At 69.3% G+C, this 16,451-nt stretch carries 20 protein-coding genes and 1 tRNA gene; 18 read left to right on the top strand and 3 right to left on the bottom strand.

Features of this window, described 5'->3' with window-relative positions; all coding sequences use genetic code 11:
- The first annotated feature begins 63 nt into the window (after positions 1–63).
- A tRNA-Ser gene (locus StrepF001_RS15185) sits at positions 64–148 on the top strand.
- A 767-nt stretch (positions 149–915) separates the two neighbouring features.
- Here the strand turns inward: StrepF001_RS15185 and StrepF001_RS15180 are convergent.
- Both StrepF001_RS15180 and StrepF001_RS15175 read right to left on the bottom strand, forming a co-directional pair.
- Positions 916–1,581, bottom strand: coding sequence for a YdcF family protein (locus StrepF001_RS15180; RefSeq protein WP_129798761.1), 666 nt, complete (start codon positions 1,579–1,581; stop codon positions 916–918).
- Complete coding sequence (locus tag StrepF001_RS15175) at positions 1,578–2,372, bottom strand: GntR family transcriptional regulator (protein WP_129798760.1); 795 nt, start codon at positions 2,370–2,372, stop codon at positions 1,578–1,580. Before StrepF001_RS15175 ends, StrepF001_RS15180 begins: the two co-directional genes overlap by 4 nt.
- A 159-nt stretch (positions 2,373–2,531) precedes the next feature.
- Between StrepF001_RS15175 and StrepF001_RS15170 the strand changes: the two genes are divergently transcribed.
- The 11 genes from StrepF001_RS15170 (at position 2,532) to StrepF001_RS15120 (ending at position 9,298) form a co-directional block, all read left to right on the top strand.
- Positions 2,532–2,864: a hypothetical protein gene (locus tag StrepF001_RS15170; RefSeq protein ID WP_129798759.1), complete on the top strand. Its 333-nt coding sequence runs from the start codon at positions 2,532–2,534 to the stop codon at positions 2,862–2,864.
- Positions 2,865–2,866: 2 nt separating this feature from the next.
- On the top strand, positions 2,867–4,213 hold the full coding sequence (locus tag StrepF001_RS15165; RefSeq protein ID WP_129798758.1) for an FtsK/SpoIIIE domain-containing protein: 1,347 nt from the start codon (positions 2,867–2,869) through the stop codon (positions 4,211–4,213).
- A 67-nt stretch (positions 4,214–4,280) separates the two neighbouring features.
- The gene (locus tag StrepF001_RS15160; protein WP_129798757.1) at positions 4,281–4,946 is read left to right on the top strand and encodes a DUF2637 domain-containing protein; all 666 of its coding nucleotides are present in this window, start codon (positions 4,281–4,283) and stop codon (positions 4,944–4,946) included.
- 19 nt (positions 4,947–4,965) lie between these two features.
- Positions 4,966–5,151 (top strand): mobile element transfer protein, encoded by a 186-nt coding sequence (locus StrepF001_RS15155; RefSeq protein WP_129798756.1) that lies wholly within the window; start codon positions 4,966–4,968, stop codon positions 5,149–5,151.
- Between the two features lie 18 nt (positions 5,152–5,169).
- Positions 5,170–5,475 (top strand): hypothetical protein, encoded by a 306-nt coding sequence (locus StrepF001_RS15150; RefSeq protein WP_129798755.1) that lies wholly within the window; start codon positions 5,170–5,172, stop codon positions 5,473–5,475.
- Between the two features lie 93 nt (positions 5,476–5,568).
- Entirely contained in the window at positions 5,569–5,757 is a 189-nt protein-coding gene (locus StrepF001_RS15145) for a hypothetical protein (protein WP_129798754.1), read from the top strand.
- Complete coding sequence (locus StrepF001_RS15140) at positions 5,754–5,990, top strand: hypothetical protein (protein ID WP_129798753.1); 237 nt, start codon at positions 5,754–5,756, stop codon at positions 5,988–5,990. Before StrepF001_RS15145 ends, StrepF001_RS15140 begins: the two co-directional genes overlap by 4 nt.
- Positions 5,987–7,375, top strand: a complete 1,389-nt coding sequence (gene repSA / locus StrepF001_RS15135) for a replication initiator protein RepSA (RefSeq protein ID WP_129798752.1) — start codon at positions 5,987–5,989, stop codon at positions 7,373–7,375. Before StrepF001_RS15140 ends, repSA begins: the two co-directional genes overlap by 4 nt.
- Before the next feature lie 2 nt (positions 7,376–7,377).
- Positions 7,378–7,587, top strand: a complete 210-nt coding sequence (locus StrepF001_RS15130; RefSeq protein WP_129798751.1) for a helix-turn-helix domain-containing protein — start codon at positions 7,378–7,380, stop codon at positions 7,585–7,587.
- The gene (locus StrepF001_RS15125) at positions 7,587–8,729 is read left to right on the top strand and encodes a tyrosine-type recombinase/integrase (protein WP_129798750.1); all 1,143 of its coding nucleotides are present in this window, start codon (positions 7,587–7,589) and stop codon (positions 8,727–8,729) included. Before StrepF001_RS15130 ends, StrepF001_RS15125 begins: the two co-directional genes overlap by 1 nt.
- Before the next feature lie 179 nt (positions 8,730–8,908).
- Complete coding sequence (locus StrepF001_RS15120) at positions 8,909–9,298, top strand: hypothetical protein (RefSeq protein WP_129798749.1); 390 nt, start codon at positions 8,909–8,911, stop codon at positions 9,296–9,298.
- 290 nt (positions 9,299–9,588) lie between these two features.
- Here the strand turns inward: StrepF001_RS15120 and StrepF001_RS15115 are convergent, their stop codons facing one another.
- Positions 9,589–10,458 (bottom strand): bifunctional DNA primase/polymerase, encoded by an 870-nt coding sequence (locus tag StrepF001_RS15115; RefSeq protein ID WP_129798748.1) that lies wholly within the window; start codon positions 10,456–10,458, stop codon positions 9,589–9,591.
- 361 nt (positions 10,459–10,819) lie between these two features.
- Between StrepF001_RS15115 and StrepF001_RS15110 the strand changes: the two genes are divergently transcribed.
- The 6 genes from StrepF001_RS15110 (at position 10,820) to StrepF001_RS15085 (ending at position 16,339) form a co-directional block, all read left to right on the top strand.
- Positions 10,820–11,140 carry a hypothetical protein gene (locus StrepF001_RS15110; protein WP_129798747.1) on the top strand — a complete coding sequence of 107 codons (321 nt, stop codon included), beginning with the start codon at positions 10,820–10,822 and terminating at the stop codon, positions 11,138–11,140.
- A gap of 284 nt (positions 11,141–11,424) precedes the next feature.
- Entirely contained in the window at positions 11,425–12,282 is an 858-nt protein-coding gene (locus StrepF001_RS15105; protein WP_129799114.1) for a bifunctional MaoC family dehydratase N-terminal/OB-fold nucleic acid binding domain-containing protein, read from the top strand.
- A 2-nt stretch (positions 12,283–12,284) separates the two neighbouring features.
- Positions 12,285–12,680, top strand: coding sequence for a MaoC family dehydratase (locus tag StrepF001_RS15100; protein WP_206306880.1), 396 nt, complete (start codon positions 12,285–12,287; stop codon positions 12,678–12,680).
- The gene (locus StrepF001_RS15095; protein ID WP_129798745.1) at positions 12,677–13,822 is read left to right on the top strand and encodes a lipid-transfer protein; all 1,146 of its coding nucleotides are present in this window, start codon (positions 12,677–12,679) and stop codon (positions 13,820–13,822) included. The genes StrepF001_RS15100 and StrepF001_RS15095 overlap by 4 nt, the downstream gene beginning before the upstream one ends.
- Before the next feature lie 147 nt (positions 13,823–13,969).
- Positions 13,970–14,536: a SigE family RNA polymerase sigma factor gene (locus tag StrepF001_RS15090; protein WP_129798744.1), complete on the top strand. Its 567-nt coding sequence runs from the start codon at positions 13,970–13,972 to the stop codon at positions 14,534–14,536.
- A gap of 147 nt (positions 14,537–14,683) precedes the next feature.
- Positions 14,684–16,339 carry a long-chain fatty acid--CoA ligase gene (locus tag StrepF001_RS15085; protein ID WP_129798743.1) on the top strand — a complete coding sequence of 552 codons (1,656 nt, stop codon included), beginning with the start codon at positions 14,684–14,686 and terminating at the stop codon, positions 16,337–16,339.
- Positions 16,340–16,451 lie beyond the last annotated feature (112 nt).

Here is a 16,451-nt window from a genome sequence, read left to right as displayed (position 1 = left end):
CCCGCACGGCGCGCGTGCCAACCGGTTACTCTTGTCCCGCGCCGCCCGTGATCGGCGGCGCGGGGTGGGTTGCCCGAGCGGCCTAAGGGAACGGTCTTGAAAACCGTCGTGGCGCGAGTCACCGTGGGTTCAAATCCCACACCCACCGCGTAGATGAGTGGCCCCTGACCTGGGATTGAGGTCGGGGGCTCGCTCACGTTCAGGTACCGCAGAACGCTGGGATTCCCCGTGAGTTCCCGACAGATCGGGCACGTGAGGGGCACGAGAGTGAGGGGGCACGATGAACGAAGATGAGATGGCGCGGGCAGTGACTCAGGGGCTGCATCAGTACCGGGAGGACCGTAGGGCCGAGGAACGTCGCCTCTACGTCAAGCGCGGGTTGATCTCCATCGGCGCTCTCCTGGTCTTCTGCCTCCTAGTTCTTGGGAGCTTCGGCAAGCTTGGCTGAGGCTCCACCCTCACCCCCACTCCACCCCAGCTCCCATCCCGTCTGCCGTCGACCCACACACCGTGGAGCGGGCGTGGTTCATGGCGTCCAGGTGGAGCGCGCCACTGTACGAACGACCTGGACGCCATGGGCCGCGTCTGCTCGGCTCTGCCTGGGTCGATGGCAGACGGGATGGGAGCTCCCCGCCCACGCCACAACTCGGCCGGCACTCGCGAACGGCGCCCCCGCCATCTCGGAGCCTGAGCGCCCCCGCCGGAGGCACTGCTTTGAGCGTTGCCGCGCTATGCGGTGATCGACTCATGGCCTCCGGCCCTATCCACATGTGGGCGCGCGTCGGCGGCGGCAGCGCCGAGCGGGCCGAAGGCAGGAGCGCGGGCGCAGCCAGAGCCGGGAAGCGCGCCCGGCGGAGCGGAGCGCAGCCGGGTGCCTTGATGAGGTAGAGAAACCTGTAACAGCACTCGCCTCGGTCAAGCCGAAGGCGCGTCGGTGGCCAGGAGTCGGCTCGTGTATCCGGCTTGGCATAGTCGCTCGTACGCCTCGGACACGTCGGCCGGGACCGGTTGGCTGATCATGAACCCTTGCTCCGGGTAGATCATCAGTCGCTGAAGCGCGCCAACCAGCATGTCGATCACTAGGCGGGCATTGCCGATGGAGTCGACGTACTGATCGAGTGTCATCGGAGTGGAAGCGCTGATGACCTCGACTTCGGCCCAGAGCTTGCGAGCCGTGGCGTACGCTCGCCGCTCCTCGTACGGCTTGCTGATCAGGAGCACCGAGGACACCTCAATGCCAGCCTCTTCCAACAGCTCTCGCGAGAAGCGGATGTTCTCGCCCGTGTTGCGGGCTCGCGGCTCCACGAGAACGGCCGTACTGGGGACACCCAGCTCAATCGCCCGCTCTTGGTAGTGGACAGCCTCACCGCGGGGCATGCGTTCCCGTGTCGTGGGGCTGGTGGCGCCGGTGAACAGGAGCAGGGGAGCCATGCCGCGCTTGTACAGGTCTACTGCCGTGTCGGCCACCCCAAGGTCGTGGCTGCCAAGCCCGATCGCAACCGAGCACGGCCGGGGTGAGTGGCCCATCTGGTGGTAGTCCCACACGCGCCGAGCATCTGCCCAATCCTGTGTCGAGATCACTGCTGACCCTTCCTGTCCTTCGCCGAGTCGGGCACCTTGAAGTCGTACTCCCACGCGAAGCGCGATGCCGCGTGTACCCCGATGGCGAATTCCACGACAGTGCCTGAGGCCGTATAGGTCGTCCGATGCAGCTCGACGACCGGTTCGCCCGACGGTAGCTGAAGAAGCTTCACCTCGTCCGGTGTGGCGGCACGGGCAAACAGTCGCTCCTTCATGTGATCGATCTCGTAACCCGCGTCGTACAGCACGCGAAATCCGCCGCCTCGGCCGGCGGGCCCTGGCGTAGGGTCCACCAGTCGCGTGCCTTCAACGTGTTCGGGCCGGTAGTAGCTGGTCAGCGTGTGGGTCGGCTGATCGCCTTCCTTGACCAGCCGCGCGCGGGCGTAGACCTCGGCGCCTTCCGGCAGTCCGTGTGCGGCTGCCACCTCCGGCGGCGCTACGACACGGGTAACCGTCTGGGTCTGCTCGTTCCGGCGGTATCCCCGGCCGGAAGCCACACGGTCCGCGATGAAGGCGACCTCGTCACCGTCGCGCCACTTGGCCTTGTCGTACCGGGCGATACCCAAGCGCTTGAGGGGAACTTGCTGACGCACGACTGTGCCGTGGCCGCGCGACGAGGTGACCAGGCCTTCGGCTTCCAGTGCTTTGTAGGCGGCATGAACGGTGGCCTTGGAGCCCGCGCCAGCCTCGACAAGCTCTCTGATGTGCGGCAGCTGCTGGCCGGGTGCGTAGTCACCCCTCTTGATCTGCTCAGCCAGCTTGTCTGCCAGCTCTCGCCACTTGGGCGCCATCTCGAACCCCTCTCGACGAGGTCTAGTGAAACATAGTCCTAGGACTGTTGACAGTCCTAGGACTGCGGTGCACTATCTCTCTTAGTTGCTCGCAGTCCTAGGACAGCGAACACCGAAAGGCCCTTTCGGGCTGTTCTGACGTCAACGCAGGGAGTACTGATGCCGTCCTTCAAGATCGACCTTTCCACCGCCGTGGTGTTCGTGGCGACCGCGCCGGAACCGAAGATGGCCAACAAGCGGACCGGTGAGCGTGCCATCGACCGTGAGACCGAGGCTCCGCTGTCGACCGTCGGCCTGCTGGTCTCGGACGAGGGTGAGGGCAACCTCTACCAGGTCACCGTTCCTGAGACGGGTGTCCCGGCCAGCCTGGCGCCGGGCATGCCGGTAGCCGTGACCGGACTGAAGGCCCGTGACTGGGAGAACGAGTTCAACGGGCAGAAGCGGCACGGGATCTCGTTCCGCGCGGTCGCGATCACGCCGCTGGGGGCCTGACCATGACGGACCTGGTCACCTGGCTGGAGCTGGGAGGGACTGCGGCCGGAGCCGGTGGGCTGTACGTCGCCAAGGAGCGTGCCCCGCGCGTGTACTGGTCGCTGGTCGGCCTGCCCGTCACCTGGGGCCGGTTCACCTGGACGTACGGCTCGACCATGGACGTGTGCGGGCTGACGGTGCAGCCGTCCCGACTGCGGGCCTTCATGACCCGCAATGTGGCCCGTCGCGAGGTGCGGCCGGTACCGCCCCGAGTGCGCCGAGTCCGCCCGACCTCGACCGGGCTGCGGGTCTCCCTCCGGCTTCCCGCCGGTCTGGAGCCCGCCGACATCGTCGCCTCCTCTGAACGCCTCCGGCACGCCTGGGGTGTGCACTCGGTGACCGTGGTGGAGACCCGGCCGGGCCACGTCGAGCTGCGTATGACGGGCTACGACGTTCTGGCCAGGGTCAGGATGCCGCGCCGGGCCGTCGCCCGTGACCTGGTCGTCCCGGTGGCGATGCGGGAGGACGGCACGGTCTTCGAGCGGGACTACCGAAAGATCCCGCACGCCCTGACCCTGGGCGCGAACCAGTCCGGCAAGTCCATGTACCAGCGCAACCTCATCAAGGGCCTGGCGCGGCTGCCGGTCGGCCTGGTCGGTATCGACTGCAAGCGCGGGGTCGAGCAGTCTCGCTACGCCCCTCGCTTGTCGGCGCTGGCCACCGACCGGGAGAGCGCCGGCCACCTCATCGACGCTCTGGTCCGGGAGATGGAGGACCGTTTCGACCTGCTCGCCCTGTACGGGGTCTCGGACCTGTGGGAGCTGCCGGAGAAGGTGCGGCCGGTGCCGCTGGTCGTGCTGATCGACGAGGTGGCAGAGCTGTTCTTCGTGACCTCCAAGAAGGATGAGTCCGCGCGGGATCACACGGTCATGCAGCTGGTCCGGCTGGGTCAGATGGCCCGTGCGGTCGGGATCTTCCTGGAAGCGTGCGGGCAGCGCTTCGGCTCCGATCTGGGCAAGGGCGCGACCGCCCTGCGCGCTCAGCTCACCGGCCGGGTGGTGCACCGGGTCAACGACAAGCAGACGGCGGAGATGGGCCTGGGCGACATCGCGCCGGACGCGGTGCTCTCGGTGACCGGGATCCGGGCGGACCGTCCCGGTGTCGCGGTGGCCGGTGATGCCTCCGGCTACTGGTCCCGCATCCGCACCCTCGAGACCACCCCGGCCGAGGCTGCCGCGGTTTGCCGCGAGTTCGCCCACCTCACCCCCGAGTTGCCGTTCCTCGCCCCATTCCGCCCGGTCGAGCAGATCGTCGTACCGCCCATGCCGACCGTGCCGCCGCTGGTCCCGGCGCAGTCCGTCACCGACTAGGCCGTCAGCTCGCCCCGATCGGCGCGACTGCTTCGCGCCCGACCTCCGCGAAGGGAGGTGAAGACCCGTGTCCCGACCGTTCCGCGTTGACGCAGTCCTGGTCCAAGCCGTGATCGCCGGTGCGCTGTCCTTCGCCCACCTGCACGACCTTGCTGAAGCCGCAGGGCAGACCGGATGGAAGGCGTGGGCTTACCCCGTCTCGGTCGACCTGCTCCTTGTCGCCGTGTGGCGGCGGCTGCGCACCGAGCGATCCGGGCTGGCCTGGTTCTGGTTCCTGGTCGCCCTGGTCGCATCCCTCGGCGCCAACGTCGCCACCGCCGGACTCCTCGACCTGGAACACGTCCCGGCCTGGCTGCGCATCGTCGTCGCTGGCTGGCCCGCGCTCGCATTCCTCGGCGGCACCCTGCTCGCCCACCAACCCACCAACCAAGCACCCGCACCCGCCCCGGAGCCTGAGCCCCAGCCCGCGCCGGTGATCGACCGCCCCGAGGCACCCGCCCCCTCACCGGAGCCGGTACCGGAGATCACCACACCGGAGCCTGCCCCGGCCCTGCCTGAAGCCATCGTGCCGGTCTCCATACCGGCGGTGCCCCCAGCCCTGATCGACCACGCCCGGAAACTCGCCGCCGAGCACCGCACCCGCACCGGCACCGAGATCGACACCGCCACCATGCGCGCCCGACTCGGGGTCCCGGAAGACCTCGCCGGAGCGATCGTCGCCCAACTCGCCTAGCAGACAAGGAGGTCCACCCGTGCGCCCGAACCGCTTCTACGACGTGATCCGCATCGGCCCGGTCAAGGTCGGCACGTTCCACAACGGCCGTGGCCAGACACGGCACACCGCCGCCTGCACCGCCCCGAAGTGCGGCTTCTCCACCGAGCACCGCGACCGCTCGGCCGCCGAACTCGCCGCCCGTACCCACCGCTGCAACCCCTGACGGCAAGGAGAGATCCCCATGCGCCTGCCTGACGAGCAGCTTCGCGCCGGGCACATCCCCGCCGACCTCTACCGGCAGATCCCGCCCGGCACCGACCTGCGCCGCGTTGTGATCGTCCAGGAAGCTCCCCGCTCCTACACCGGCCCGATCGTGCTGACCCTCGTCATCACCGCCGGATCCATCACGGTCCTGCTGGTGATCGCCTTCGTCACCCAGATCATCGCCGCGTCGATCGTCTCGGTCCTGTCGGCGAGCTGCGGCATCGGCTACACGCTCAGCCGCAGCTCAAAGCGCAAGAAGGCATCACGCGCACTCAGCAAGTAACGCCCTCCGGGGCGGCTCTCTCGCCAAAGATCCGCCGCCCCGGACGGCCTGCACCACTTCCAGACCCATCGATCCGAAAGGGCTCCACTCATCATGCCTGCCCGTGTCCCGAACCGTCCGGTCTGCCACCAGTGCGACGGCTTCCCCGTCGTCTACGTCACCACCGGCGACCGCCACCGCGACGGCTCCCGCGTCCTGCTCCGCGTCGTCTGCCACATCTGCCAGGGCACCGGCCACACCCGCCGCGCCACCCTCGCCTCGGCTGAGGCGGTGATCGCGTGAAGAGCCTCACCACGTCGGCACACATCGAGCCGGACACCCGCTTCCGCGTCAGCCCTTTCCCGGACAGCGCCAACCCCTTCGTAAGCCTCCGCGCTGAAGGCGAGTTCATCGCGGTCGCCTTGATCGCTTCCCTGGGCACATCCGAGGCACTGCGCAGCCTGGCCGCCGCAGCGACCGAAGCCGCCGCTGTCCTGGACGCCATGACCGTGGACACCCCGGAGGTGCCCGCGTGACCGACACCGCCACCATGGCGGGCCTGGACCCGGCCACCCTCACCGACGTGCTGAGGCTGGCCGGGTCCACCGGCTTCGACCGCATCCAAGACCAGATCCGCCGTACCGGCGGCTGCTCCGACCCGATCCACCTGCAAGGCACCACGGTCACCCGCGACGCGGTCACCGGACAGGTCCTGCACTCCTACTCGACCGACACCGAACCCGGCGGCCGTCTCCGCATCGCCTGCGGCAACCGCCGCGCCTCCCGCTGCCCTGCCTGCGCCTGGACCTACGCGGGCGACACCTACCACCTCATCCGCGCCGGCCTTGTCGGCGACCCCGACAAGGGCACCCCGGACACCATCCGCGACCACCCCCGCGTGTTCGCCACCCTCACCGCACCCTCGTTCGGCCCCGTCCACAACCGCCCCGGCAACCGGCCCTGCGCCTGCGGCACCCGCCACCCAGAAGACGCACCCGAGTTGGGCGCCCCGCTCGACCCGGAGACGTACGACTACGCAGGCGCGGTGCTGTGGAACAACCACGCCTCCGAACTCTGGCGCTACTTCACGATCTACCTCCGCCGGGAGATCGCCAAGCGGGCCGGGCTCACCCAGAAGGCTGCCCGTGAACAGTCGCGAGTGTCCTTCGGCAAGGTCGCCGAGTACCAGAAGCGCGGGGCCGTGCACTTCCACGCCGTCATCCGCTTCGACGGCCCCGACGGACCCGACTCCCCGCCGCCGGCCTGGGCCACCCTGGACCTGCTCACCGACGCCATCCGCGCCGCCGCGGCCCGCGTCGAAGTCGACGTACCCCCGGCCGGGGACCAGCCCGCCCGAACCCTGCGCTGGGGCACCCAGCTCGACGTACGGCCCATCCGCGCCTTCGGCGACGGCGAGGACATCACCGAACAGGCCGTCGCCTCCTACGTCGCCAAGTACGCCACCAAAGCCGCCGAGACCACCGGCACCGTCGACCGCCGCATCGGCAACAAAGAGGCCTTAGCCCTGCTCGGTGTGCCAGACCATCCCGCCCGGCTCATCGCCGCCTGCCTCGACCTCCATGCCCTTTACCCGGATCGCAAGCTCCGGGACTGGGCTCACATGCTCGGCTTCCGCGGCCACTTCTCCACCAAGTCCCGGCGCTACTCCACCACCCTCGGCGCCCTCCGCCAGGTCCGCGCCGACTACCGCGCCGCCCAGCAACGCGCCGTCCTCGGCCTGCCCGACCTCGACGACACCGAGGCGACCACGCTGACCCTCGCCCACTGGACCTATGCCGGACACGGCCACACCCCCGGCGAATCCTGGCTCGCCGCCAACATCCGCCGGGACATTCAACTCAACCGCGAAACGGCACGCGAGGCAGCCGCAGATCTGCGCAACGACGAGGGGGGCTGGTGACCATGGACCGACTTCTCAGCGTGCAGCAAGTCGCCGAACGCCTCGGCACGGGCGTGCGGTTTCCTCGTCGCCTCATCGAAGAACGCCGCATCACCTTCGTGAAGGTCGGCCGACACGTCCGCATCCCTGAGAGCGCGGTCGAGGCATACGTGACTGCGAACACGGTGCAACCGATCGTCCTACGGCCGACGGGTCTGAGGAGGGCTGCCTGATGCCGGGCAAGCGCAGGTCCCGCCGGCCCTTCGGTCGTGTCCGTAAGCTTCCGTCCGGCCGCTTCCAAGCCCGGTATCCGGGGCCTGACGGCGTGCTCCGGCCTGCGGATCGAACGTTCGCTACGTCGACGGACGCTGACCGATGGCTGATGAAGAAGCGCATCGAGATCGAGGATGGGCGCTGGCTTGACCCTGCCGAGGGACAGACGACCGTACGTGACTGGGCGGCTCGATGGCTCGCCGCCGTTTCCCCGCAGCTCAAGCACAAGACCCAAGCCTCGTACCGGTCTCTGATCAACTCCCTGATCAATCCGGCGCTCGGGGACCGGGAGTTGTCGAGCCTGCGGCCGATCACGATCGCTGAGTGGGTCGGCGGGATGAAGAAAAAGGGCCTCAGTGCCTCGCGTATCCGCCAGGCGTACCGGGTCCTGTCGCAGATCATGCGGGCGGCCGTCGACAACGACATGATCCCGCAGACGCCGTGCCGGGGCGTGAAGTTGCCCAGGATGCCGCAGACGGAGCCGCACATCCTCACCCCCGTTGAAGCCTCCCGAATCGTGCGGAGTGCCACCAAGCCGCATGACCTGCTGATCGCGCTTCTCGCGTACGCGGGCCTTCGGGTTGGTGAGGCGTTCGCCCTTCGGCGGGTGGACATCGACGTATCCGGCGGCTTCGTCCTGGTCGACGAGAACCTGGCCGAAGCCAACGGTGCCTTGGTCTTCGACACCCCGAAATCGCACCAGAAGCGGCTCCTTCGGGTCGGTCCGTCGCTCGCGAAGCGTCTCGGCCGGCACTTGGAGACTCTGCCCGGTGGGGATGACGCGCTCCTGTTCACCACGCCCGCAGGGAAACCACTGCGCTACAACCAGTGGCGTAAGGCGTACTTCGACCCCGCGGTGTCGGCGGCCGGGCTGACCGACGTGACCCCGCACGACCTCCGGGCCTCGCACGGCACCTGGGTCGCCGACCGGTACGGCGTGATGACCGCTGCTCACCGCCTCGGCCACTCGAACGCGAGCGTCACCACCCGGCACTACGCTCGGCCGGTCGCCGGTCGCGACGACCAGGTTGCCGAAGCGGCCGATGCATGGCTCGGAGGGCAAGAAGGGATTGGTTCTTCCGAAGTGCATAAGTCGCTCTGAGACACCTGCACTTGTGACGCCCCTGGCCAGAAGCACGGTCAGGGGCGTCGTGCTGTGCGGCACCCGAGCGCCGTGTGATGCCCCTCTGCTCCGTGATCGCTCACGACGCCTGGCGCGCATTGGCGCGTGTCTTATTCACGTCTATGCGATGCGCATATGCGCCACTACTCTGCGTGCTCATGGGGAAAGTGGTGCGTCTGTACTGGGGATACATGGTGGCTGCTGCCTTGGTCGTTGCTTGGAGCCAGCAATGGTCATTGCCGGTGATCGTGGCTCTGTCAGTCGGTGTCTCGGCCTATGCCGCCTTCCAGGTGCCGGTCTGGTGTGGAGCGGTCAACCGAGACGGGCAGACCTACTGCCGCAACAACGCTTATGGCGTGTTGATGGGCTGCTCGAAGCGTCAGCATAGGTGGCAGAAGATCAAGATGATCGTCCTGCGCAGCAAGGTTGGGAGCGTCAGCCGCTCCGTGTTCCCAACGGCCAAAGAGAAGTTCAATGGCGCTCTCGCTGTAGGGGGCCTGCTGTCTGCTGTCGCCGCAGTGATCGTTCCCGTTGTGACTGGTGGTTGAGCGGGCACGATCGTGCACCTGGGGCACGTAGCGGGCACGACGGGCGTGGCTGCGACTGTGGCGGCGCGGTTTCGCAGGTCTGACCTGCGCGGGAGCGGAGAACCCGCCCGACCCCCAAAAGGTCTTGAAAACCGTCGTGGCAGCGATGTCACCGTGGGTTCAAATCCCACACCCACCGCAGTGATAGAGAGCCTCTGACCAGCAAGAATGGTCGGAGGCTCTCGGTTTCTCCACTTACCGTGGTTCCCCGTGATTTCCCGCCCGATGGCCGTTTCAGGGCCGTACGGACCTCACTGCCGCTGCTGCGTCAACCGTGCCGCGGACGCGATCGTCGCCCGGGCCTCCCGTTCGCTCAGGCCCGTTCCCCGGGCCGCCTCGATCAGGGCGGGGACCAGTTCGGGGCCCAGGCCGTTCTCGTAGGCGCGGCAGGCTGCCCAGAAGAGGCGGGTGTTGCGCTGGCCCTCGTGTGCCGCGAGGACGAACTGGACCAGGCCCTGGCCGTGTCCGGCGGTCGATGGACCCGCCGTGCGGTGGGGCGGGCGCGGCGGTGGGAGCAGGAGGCGCAACAGGGCCGGCGGGCACGGGGCCGGCGCCAGGTGGGCGGTGCCCGGTGCGGTGCCGTACACGCCGTGGTCGGTGCGGGAGCCGGGGCCGACGAGGTAGCCGCCGGCGCCCCGGACATCGATACCGGGGGCGAGGCGGCCGGCCGAGTTGGGGACGGCAACGTCGGGCGGTCCGGTCAGCCACAGGTGGCGGCCGCCGCTGGGCGTCAGGACGACCACCGTCGCGGGGATCGTGAACAGGTGGCGCAGGGCCAGTTCGCGCAGAGCGGCGGAGGAGTCGGTGCCCGACTTGGTGTCCAGGTCGATGCCGATCAGGTGGTGCGGGGGCAGGCCGCAGGCGATGCCGTAGCCGGTGGCCCAGGGGGCAGCGGCAAAGAGTTCGCGGATGCGGCGCGGGTCGGTCGAGGCGTCGTACACACCGTGTCCGAAGCGGCCGCATTCGCCGTGGCACACGGGGGCGGCGGGGTCGTCCCGGTGCGGGGAGCGCAGGGCCGGGAGTTTCGTCCGGGTCAGGGGGATGACGGCCAGTCCGCGTTCGGCGGCTGACAGGGCGTGTGCGAGGGCCAGCGTCGTGGCCTGCCGGTGGGTGGTGGCCATGGCTTCATTTTCGTACGTACGTTCGAAGAAGGGAAGAGGGGTGGGCGTGGCGCACCGCTCGACGGGAGGTTGGCCGGATATGTGGCGGAACCTTTTGCCTGTTGCGGTGCTTGGGTCGGATCCGTCTGTCCCGTCCTGCCCTGTGGGGGCAACATGGTGAAAGGGGTTTATCGACTTGTCATCACGCTTGAGGGCGAATCACGGCTTCCGGGGTGGTTCGCCGGGGATTCGGTGGGCAACTCTGGTCTCGCGACGTCGTGCTCACAGCACCGAGGCGGTCGGCCAACTGCCCTGGTGAAAGCCGTACTTCAGCGCTCTCGGCCGCCCGGCCGGTGCGTATTTGGTTCTGGAGGAAACACACATGGCAAACATCCGTACCGCCCGCGTTGTGGCCGCACTGTCCGCCCTTCCGCTCGCAGCCGCTCTCTTCACCGGTGTCGCGACGGCGGACAACGGCTCGTTCGCGGACAACGGATCGAGCGCCTCGACCGCCGTCGCGGGCGTCGTCGGCAGCGGTGTCGGCGACGACAACAACGGCAACTCGTCCACCACCCAGCAGCAGGCCGTCGGCTCCGGCGCCTCGAACCAGTCCAACACCGCGCAGGTCGACGGCTCCGCGTTCACGGCCATCAACCAGGGCAACGACAACACGGCCGTCTACTTCACCCCCCTCTGGTGGTGACGCGCGGGGGCCGGTGCCGGCCCCCGCGGCTTCTGTGTGGGGTGTGCTCTGTGGGGTGAGCAAGGTCCGTCCGCGCGGCGGTGCTTCGGCACCGCCGCGCAGGCGTGTGCGCCGACCTTGACACCGAGCCCTACCTGACGGACAGTCAGAAACTCGTCACGGGAAGCACGAGAAGCATCGAGAAGTGCCGGCAAGGGCAGGCAAGGACCGGACGTGCGGGAGGGGATACGACCGTGGAGGATGACGCCGCCGACCTGTCCGCGCGCCTCAAGGCCTACGAAGGCATGCCCGCCACCGTCGCCGGGAGGGGCAAGGACCCCGTCAACCTGCCCATGATCCGCCACTGGTGCGAGGCCCTCGGCGACACCAACCCGGCGTACACCGGCCCTGACGCCATCGCCCCGCCCACCATGCTCCAGGCCTGGACCATGGGCGGCCTTGCCGGGCATACGGCGCGTACGACGGCGTACGACGAACTCCTCGGCCTGCTGGACATGGCGGGCTGTACCGCGGTGGTCGCCACCGACTGCGAGCAGGAGTATCTGCGGCCGCTGCGACCCGGCGACGAGCTCACCTTCGACACGGTGATCGAGTCGGTCTCCGACCGGAAGACGACAAAACTGGGCGCCGGGTACTTCGTCACGACCCGCACGGACATCCGTGCGGCCGGCGAACTCGCCGGCACGCACCGCTTCCGCATCCTCAAGTACGCGCCCGCACGGCAGCAGCAACCCCCGTCGCGGGACCGCCGCCCCCGCCCCGTCGTCAACCGCGACAACGCCGGCTTCTGGGCAGGCGTCGAGCGGCACGAGCTGCTGATCCAGCGCTGCACGGACTGCCGGAGCCTGCGTTTCCCCTGGCTGCCCGGCTGCACCGCCTGCGGCTGCCTCGACTGGGACACCGTCCGCGCGGTCGGCGAGGGCACGGTCCACTCGTACGTCGTCATGCACCATCCCCCCTTCCCGGCGTTCGACCCCCCGTACGCGGTGGGGCTGATCGAGCTCGCGGAGGGCGTGCGGATGGTGAGCAACGTGATCGGAGTGCCGTACGACAAGGTGCGGATCGGGATGCCGGTGCGGCTCGAATTCCGGCGGTACGACGAGGAGTTGGTGCTGCCTGTGTTCCGAGGGGGGACGGTGTGAGCGTGCGTGTGGGCGACGAACTGCCGCCGCTGGAGATCGAGATCACCCGGACGCTGATCGTCGCGGGGGCGATCGCCTCGCGCGACTACCAGGATGTGCACCACGACCCGGAGTCGGCCCGGCAGAAGGGCTCCCCCGACATCTTCATGAACATCCTGACGACGAACGGCCTGGTCGGCCGCTACATCACCGACCACTTCGGCCCCACGGCGGCCCTCCGCAAGGTGGCCGTCCGGCTTGGCGCGCCCAACCACCCCGGCGACACGATGGTGCTGACCGGCCGGGTCGAGGCGGTCGACGCGGACACGGCCGTGGTGCGGGTGACCGGCGACAACGGCATCGGCAGACATGTGACCGGCACGGTCACGGTCACGCTTCCCGCTCGGGGCCCCGCATGAGCGGGCGTGCCGCGATCGCCGGTATCGGCGCCACCGAGTTCTCCAAGGACTCCGGGCGCAGCGAGCTGCGACTGGCCGTGGAGGCGGTGCGGGCGGCCCTCGACGACGCCGGGCTGACGCCGGCCGACGTGGACGGCATGGTCACGTTCACCATGGACACCAACCCGGAGATCACCGTCGCCCAGGCCTGCGGCATGGGCGAGCTGTCCTTCTTCTCCCGCGTCCACTACGGGGGCGGCGCGGCGTGCGCGACCGTGCAGCAGGCGGCGCTGGCGGTGGCAGCGGGCGTGGCGGAGGTCGTCGTCTGCTACCGCGCGTTCAATGAACGCTCGGGCCGGCGCTTCGGTTCCGGCGTACGGCACCGGGAGCCGTCGGCGGAGGGCGCGGCGCTCGGCTGGGTGATGCCGTTCGGGCTGCTCACCCCGGCCTCCTGGGTGGCGATGGCGGCCCAGCGCTATCTGCACACGTACGGGCTGACCGCTCAGGAGGCGTTCGGGCCGGTGGCGGTCACCGCCCGCCGCCATGCCGCCACCAACCCGGCGGCGTACTTCCACGGCCGCCCGATCACCCTCGCCGACCACGCCGCCTCCCGCTGGATCGCGGAGCCGCTGCGGCTGCTGGACTGCTGCCAGGAGACAGACGGCGGCCAGGCCCTCGTCGTCACGTCCGTGGAGCGGGCCCGCGACCTGCCGCATCCCCCGGCCGTGATCGCGGCGGCCGCCCAGGGCGCGGGCCGGGCGCAGGAGCAGATGACGAGCTTCCACCGGAGCGACCTGACCGGGCTGCCGGAGGCGGCAGTTGTGGCACGGCAACTATGGCGGACCTCCGGCCTGCGCCCGGCCGACATCGATGTGGGCATCCTCTACGACCACTTCACGCCGTATGTGCTCATGCAGCTGGAGGAGTACGGGTTCTGCGCCCCCGGGGAGGCAGCCGGCTTCGTCGCCGCGGACCGGCTGCCGCTGAACACGCACGGCGGCCAGCTGGGAGAGGCGTACCTGCACGGTATGAACGGCATCGCGGAGGCGGTACGGCAGCTGCGCGGCACCTCCGTGAACCAGGTGCCGGGTGCGGCACGGGCGCTGGTGACGGCGGGGACGGGAGTGCCGACCTCGGGGCTGGTCCTCACCGCGGACGGGTGAGCCCCCAGGGGTAAACCCGCAGTACGTCTCCTCCCCTCGTCCACCTCCAGGAGGTGCAGCCGGCACCACCCCTACAACCTGAGGGGGACTCGTCTTCGGCACCTGCGGCCGATCCGCCCGAGGCGGTCGCGAACCTAGCGTTGAGCCATGACCACACCCGTCTGCACCAGCGCTTCGACCGCCGCTGCTTCAGCGAGGCAGGGCCATCCGTGCGCGACGTACCCGTCGTTCTCGTCGTACGTACGGGCCCGCCAGCCGGTGCTGCTGCGTACCGCCCGGTCGCTCACCGCGAACCCGAGCGACGCGGAGGACCTGCTGCAGACCGCGCTCACCAAGACGTACGTCGCCTGGGAGCGTATCGAGGACCATCGCGCGCTGGACGGCTATGTCCGCCGCGCGCTGCTGAACACCCGCACCTCGCAGTGGCGCAAGCGCAAGGTGGACGAGTTCGCCTGCGACGAGCTGCCCGAGCCGGAGCCGGTGCCCGGCGGCGACGACCCGGCCGAGCAGCAGGCGCTGCACGATGCGATGTGGCGGGCGATCATGCGGCTGCCCGCGCGGCAGCGGGCGATGGTCGTCCTCAGGTACTACGAGGATCTGAGCGAGGCCCAGACGGCCGAGGTGCTCGGCGTGTCCGTGGGAACTGTGAAGTCGGCGGTGTCGCGGGCGCTCGGCAAGCTTCGGGAGGATCCTGAGCTGGGGCTTGTTCGATAGCGCGGCGTCGTGTCCGTAGCAGCGCGCTGTTGTGTCCGGCAACGTGATGTGATCGATCGCCCGGATCTAGTGACATACCGCGCGGTACGTGCGCAGAATCAGCGCAAACCTTACCGCCGCGTAGGCAATGTCGCCCCGGGAGGAACCGTGCTGAGCACCATGCAGGACGTACCGCTGCTGATCTCAAGGATCCTGACCCATGGATCCACGATCCACGGATCGTCTCAGGTGATCACCTGGACCGGCGAGGGTGAACCGCACCGCCGTTCCTTCGCCGAGGTCGGCACCCGCGCGGCCCAGCTGGCGCACGCGCTGCGCGACGACCTCGATGTCACCGCGGACGACCGCGTCGCCACTTTGATGTGGAACAACGCCGAGCACGTCGAGGCCTACTTCGCGATCCCCTCCATGGGCGCGATCCTGCACACCCTCAACCTCCGTCTGCCCCCCGAACAGCTGGCCTGGATCGTCAACCACGCCGCCGACCGGGTCGTGATCGCCAACGGTTCCCTGCTGCCGCTGCTCGCCCCGCTGCTGCCGCACCTGAAGACCGTCAAGCACATCGTCGTCACCGGCCCCGGTGACCGCTCGCTGCTCGCCGACGCGGCCGTCCAGGTGCACGAGTACGAGGACCTGATCGCCGGCAAGCCGACCGCGTACGACTGGCCGGAGCTGGACGAGCGCCAGGCCGCCGCCATGTGCTACACCTCCGGCACGACGGGCGACCCCAAGGGCGTGGTCTACAGCCACCGTTCGGTCTACCTGCACTCCATGCAGGTCAACATGACCCAGTCGATGGGCCTGACCGACCAGGACACCTCCCTCGTGGTGGTCCCCCAGTTCCATGTCAACGCCTGGGGCCTGCCCCACGCGACCTTCATGACCGGCGTCAACATGCTGATGCCGGACCGCTTCCTGCAGCCCGCCCCCCTCGCCGAGATGATCGAGCGCGAGAAGCCGACGCACGCCGCCGCCGTCCCCACCATCTGGCAGGGCCTGCTCGCCGAGCTGACCGCCCGTCCCCGCGACGTCTCCACCCTCACCCAGGTCACCATCGGCGGCTCCGCCTGTCCGCCCTCCCTCATGGAGGCGTTCGACAAGCTGGGTATGCGGGTCTGCCACGCCTGGGGCATGACGGAGACCTCGCCGCTCGGCACGGTCGCCCGCCCGCCGGCCCACGCGGTCGGCACGGCGGAGGAGTTCGCGTACCGGCTCACCCAGGGCCGCTTCCCGACGAGCGTCGAGGCCCGCCTCACCGGCCCCGGTGGCGAACGCCTCCCCTGGGACGGCGAGTCCGCCGGTGAGCTGGAGGTCCGCGGCCCGTGGATCGCCGGCGCCTACTACAACGGCCCCGACGCCGAACCCCTGCGCCCCGCCGACAAGTTCAGCGAGGACGGCTGGCTGAAGACGGGCGACGTCGGCACGATCTCCCCCGACGGCTTCCTCACCCTCACCGACCGCGCCAAGGACGTCATCAAGTCCGGCGGCGAGTGGATCTCGTCGGTGGAGCTGGAGAACGCCCTGATGTCCCACCCGGACGTGGCGGAAGCCGCCGTCGTCGCCGTCCCCGACGAGAAGTGGGGCGAACGCCCGCTGGCCACCGTCGTGTTGCGGGAGGACGCCACCGCCGACTTCGAGACACTGCGGGCCTTCCTCGCCGACGAGGGAAAGATCGCCAAGTGGCAGCTCCCGGAACGCTGGACGATCGTCCCGGCGGTGCCGAAGACGAGCGTCGGAAAGTTCGACAAGAAGGTGCTGCGCAGGCAGTACGCGGAGGGGGAGCTGGACGTCACGCAGCTCTGACGGGTGACGGCCACAGTGGTACGGCGGCCTGCACCGCCGTACCGCCGTGGCCGCCCACCGGCATACTGCCGTGGCCGCCCACCGCTGTAGCGCCGTGGCCGCCCACCGGCGT

Source organism: Streptomyces sp. F001, from assembly GCF_004187715.1.
Taxonomy (GTDB): domain Bacteria; phylum Actinomycetota; class Actinomycetes; order Streptomycetales; family Streptomycetaceae; genus Streptomyces; species Streptomyces flavusporus.
The sequence above is the reverse complement of the archived record's forward strand: the minus strand, read 5'-3'. Positions and strand labels throughout refer to the sequence as shown.

Coding starts and splice junctions, on each gene's coding strand:
- StrepF001_RS15105 (WP_129799114.1), top strand. CDS start 11,425: ATGCCCGCCACCGTCGCCGGGAGGGGCAAGGACCCCGTCAACCTGCCC.
- StrepF001_RS15130 (WP_129798751.1), top strand. CDS start 7,378: ATGGACCGACTTCTCAGCGTGCAGCAAGTCGCCGAACGCCTCGGCACG.
- StrepF001_RS15115 (WP_129798748.1), bottom strand. CDS start 10,458: ATGGCCACCACCCACCGGCAGGCCACGACGCTGGCCCTCGCACACGCC.
- StrepF001_RS15145 (WP_129798754.1), top strand. CDS start 5,569: ATGCCTGCCCGTGTCCCGAACCGTCCGGTCTGCCACCAGTGCGACGGC.
- StrepF001_RS15175 (WP_129798760.1), bottom strand. CDS start 2,372: ATGGCGCCCAAGTGGCGAGAGCTGGCAGACAAGCTGGCTGAGCAGATC.
- StrepF001_RS15125 (WP_129798750.1), top strand. CDS start 7,587: ATGCCGGGCAAGCGCAGGTCCCGCCGGCCCTTCGGTCGTGTCCGTAAG.
- StrepF001_RS15170 (WP_129798759.1), top strand. CDS start 2,532: ATGCCGTCCTTCAAGATCGACCTTTCCACCGCCGTGGTGTTCGTGGCG.
- StrepF001_RS15120 (WP_129798749.1), top strand. CDS start 8,909: ATGGGGAAAGTGGTGCGTCTGTACTGGGGATACATGGTGGCTGCTGCC.
- StrepF001_RS15095 (WP_129798745.1), top strand. CDS start 12,677: ATGAGCGGGCGTGCCGCGATCGCCGGTATCGGCGCCACCGAGTTCTCC.
- StrepF001_RS15110 (WP_129798747.1), top strand. CDS start 10,820: ATGGCAAACATCCGTACCGCCCGCGTTGTGGCCGCACTGTCCGCCCTT.
- StrepF001_RS15165 (WP_129798758.1), top strand. CDS start 2,867: ATGACGGACCTGGTCACCTGGCTGGAGCTGGGAGGGACTGCGGCCGGA.
- StrepF001_RS15150 (WP_129798755.1), top strand. CDS start 5,170: ATGCGCCTGCCTGACGAGCAGCTTCGCGCCGGGCACATCCCCGCCGAC.
- StrepF001_RS15090 (WP_129798744.1), top strand. CDS start 13,970: ATGACCACACCCGTCTGCACCAGCGCTTCGACCGCCGCTGCTTCAGCG.